Genomic DNA, 2894 nt, shown 5'->3' with positions numbered 1-2894 from the left:
ATGTCCGCTTCGTACATCTCGGCGAACAGTCGATCCATCTTCGCCAGCGCTTCGTTCGCCATTACGCGGATCGAACGCAACGGATGCGACTTGGGGACGAAGTCGTCCAGCTTGCGCACGGAAAACAAACTCTCGGTGAAAGTGTCGGCGCCGCGCATGATCTCCAGTGGGTAAGTGGTGGTTCATCTATCAACGCTTCACGAACTCTGCGCGATGACATGTTTCAGCGGTACTTCAGCAACCTGTTAGTGGGGGGCGTCTTGTGGTCGGGTGCCTGCCGCGCAGGCGCGACGGCCTGTGCGTGGAGTCTGCTGATACCCGATTCGCAATCCAGTCCAGGTATGATGCCATTGGGGCCGCCGAACCCGTTCATCGGACGTCCTTCCAGCAACCAGCGCGGGAGGGAAAGATCTTGCGCTTTTGCGCGGGGAATGAGCGTATTGCGCATGCGCTCCACGACCACCCGACGTTCTTCGAGCGTCGACGCACGGTGCATCTCTGTGCAGAACTCAATGCGTTCGTCGTCGCTCAGTAACAGGGAGGAAATCGATTCGGAGGGCACCTCTGGCTGCCTCGCGTGCCTGGCAAAGGCTGCCGTCGATGCAATACACACAGCCACAACCAGGACGGTTCTCGACAGGCGGGAAAGTGTCGTGAACATGATGAACCTCCGGGCCAATCTCGGGAGTGCGGCACCGGGTCCGTCCCGGAGGCGCCTGTGAGAGCCTCGACTTGCTTCAGACGTTTCAGACGGGCAACGGCGTTTGACGTGTCTTTCACGTGGTGAGATGCAACAGACGCCAGTACCACCGCAGTGTAGCAAGTCGAACGCGCAGAAGCCGGCCGGCTGGTCCCATCGAGTACGCGAGCGGTCGTGTGAGGCTGGGCTCGATCCTGCGGCGAACGCTCGCAGAAAGCCGAAAATTCATCCCCCGACAGTCCGTCGATGTAATCTCTGCGCCAAGTTCGAATGCGACAGGGCGACACAACGGTTGCATTTGATATTGCCGTCAGGAGGGGCCATGAATGTGAACCGCGCAACAGAAGAAGAGGAAGGTATTGTTTCGCTTAATTCATTCCCGATACTAAAGCTCTACTGCCGCAGCGATAAATAGCCTGCCTCGTGCTCAAAGCGGCGCGGCGCATCAAGGCCCAACTGCCAAGTCATTATCCCGAACATAGCGTTATCAGACGATTTGCACACACCTGTCCCGGCACAGCAAATAAACAACACTCCGTAACGAATAGCTGTGCCGCAATGAAATGACACGCTACGCTCCCGTTCACGGTCTTGTTCTTCGGGCCTGGAAAACCTCTCCCCAGTCGGTTAGCCAATTACTGTGGATTGCTAATGAAAAAAATACTTATTTCCAGCGCCACGGGCGCGCTATTCGCTGTCGTGGCGTCGTCGGCATTCGCACAAAGCTCGGTGACGCTGTACGGTATCGTCGATGAAGCCATCCGTTATCAGACGAATGCTGGCCCGGGTGGCAACGACCAGGTCGCCATGACGTCAGGCCCGGAAACCCACAGCCGCTGGGGCTTGAGGGGCAGTGAGGATCTGGGCAACGGCTGGTCCGCGATCTTCCGCCTCGAAAACGGCTTCGAAGCTTTCAACGGGCAACTACACGTACCCGGCACACTGTTCAGTCGGCAAGCTTTCGTGGGTCTGTCGAACAAGACGTGGGGCTCGCTGACCTTTGGCAGGCAATATGCGCCGGCCTACGACACCTTGGGCGACATCTTTGACCCGCTGACCGTTGGCAATTATTGGCAAAACAGCTGGATGTATAACGGCATCGGCCCTTACCTCGAAGTCAATAACTCGGTTAAGTACAAGGGCAGCTTCGATGGCCTGGATGTCAATGCCCTCTACGGCTTCGGAAACCAGCCGGGCGCGGCTGGTCTCGGCGCGACCTATGCCGTGGAACTCACGTACACGTACGGCCCTGCCATGCTCAACGCAGGCTTCCAGCAGGTCTCCGTGCCGACATCTGCGACCGGCTCTTCGGTCGGCACCAGTGTCGGTAGCTCAATCAATGGCGCCAAGTCCAACTTTCTGCACATCAGCGGCGCGTTTCAGGTCACCCATGACATCCGCCTGCTGGCCGGCTGGCTGCGGGGTCAGGACCAGACTGGTTTGACTGACGTCTACATGCAGCAATCTGGCGCGCCGACACTGAAGGGTAGTGGCAGCCCCAACCGTATCGACGACACCTGGTACATCGGTGCGAACTGGCACGCCATGCCTGCGCTGCTGTTCACGTTCGCCTACTACTACGGACAGACGCGCAATGCTGAACTGCTCGATGGCACGCTCGGCAGGGGGATAAACCAATCGGCTACCGTTCTCGCGGAATACTCGTTCACGAAGCGCACGGAAGTCTACGGGATCACGGACTTCGCGCGCGGCACAGGCGCCTTCTCCGCCGACTACCCGGGCGGGGTCAACGGCGAGGGCGTACCGACCAACACCATTGGCCGGACCAATCAGGTGGGCGTGGCAGTCGGACTTCGCACGATGTTCTAAAGACGCGTTCATACCCTCCGACACGGGCTCGGGCCGGCGTAGCAGCGTCGGTCCCCCGTCGAGCGCGTAGCTGACTCTCTACTGTTCATGCGCAAGCCATGGTGGACGGCTCTTGTTGGCCCAGAATTGCGGTAGGGATGCCCATTACTGAGCACCCCCCGCACAGATCCCGGCGTGCCCAATTCGGGCACCGGGCTCCTACCTCGGGTGTTTGACGGCAAATCGCCGGTCGGGCCACGGGTGAAGGATTCGAGGTTGCGGGAGCCAGGCATCTGCGATCCGCTCGACTCGCTGCCACGTCATGTGATCCTTTTGACTGCGGCGCCGGAGCGCCCGCCGCCACAGATCAACGACGTGGTATCGA

Annotated in this window: 2 protein-coding genes and 2 pseudogenes; 1 reads left to right on the top strand and 3 read right to left on the bottom strand. The window is 59.5% G+C overall.

The genetic code is table 11. The annotated features are described in order from the left end of the window. Both M3I54_RS43850 and M3I54_RS43845 read right to left on the bottom strand, forming a co-directional pair. Positions 1-158, bottom strand: a pseudogene (locus tag M3I54_RS43850) (IS5/IS1182 family transposase); the annotation flags it as partial. A gap of 65 nt (positions 159-223) precedes the next feature. Beyond that, entirely contained in the window at positions 224-661 is a 438-nt protein-coding gene (locus M3I54_RS43845; RefSeq protein ID WP_254346636.1) for a hypothetical protein, read from the bottom strand. Positions 662-1351: 690 nt separating this feature from the next. Here M3I54_RS43845 and M3I54_RS43840 point away from each other — a divergent pair. After that, the gene (locus M3I54_RS43840) at positions 1352-2530 is read left to right on the top strand and encodes a porin (protein WP_254346634.1); all 1179 of its coding nucleotides are present in this window, start codon (positions 1352-1354) and stop codon (positions 2528-2530) included. 198 nt (positions 2531-2728) lie between these two features. Here the strand turns inward: M3I54_RS43840 and M3I54_RS43835 are convergent. Continuing rightward, positions 2729-2894, bottom strand: a pseudogene (locus M3I54_RS43835) (group II intron reverse transcriptase/maturase); the annotation flags it as partial.

Source organism: Paraburkholderia sp. CNPSo 3274, assembly GCF_024206475.1.
Classification (GTDB): Bacteria; Pseudomonadota; Gammaproteobacteria; order Burkholderiales; family Burkholderiaceae; genus Paraburkholderia.
The sequence above is the reverse complement of the archived record's forward strand: the minus strand, read 5'-3'. Positions and strand labels throughout refer to the sequence as shown.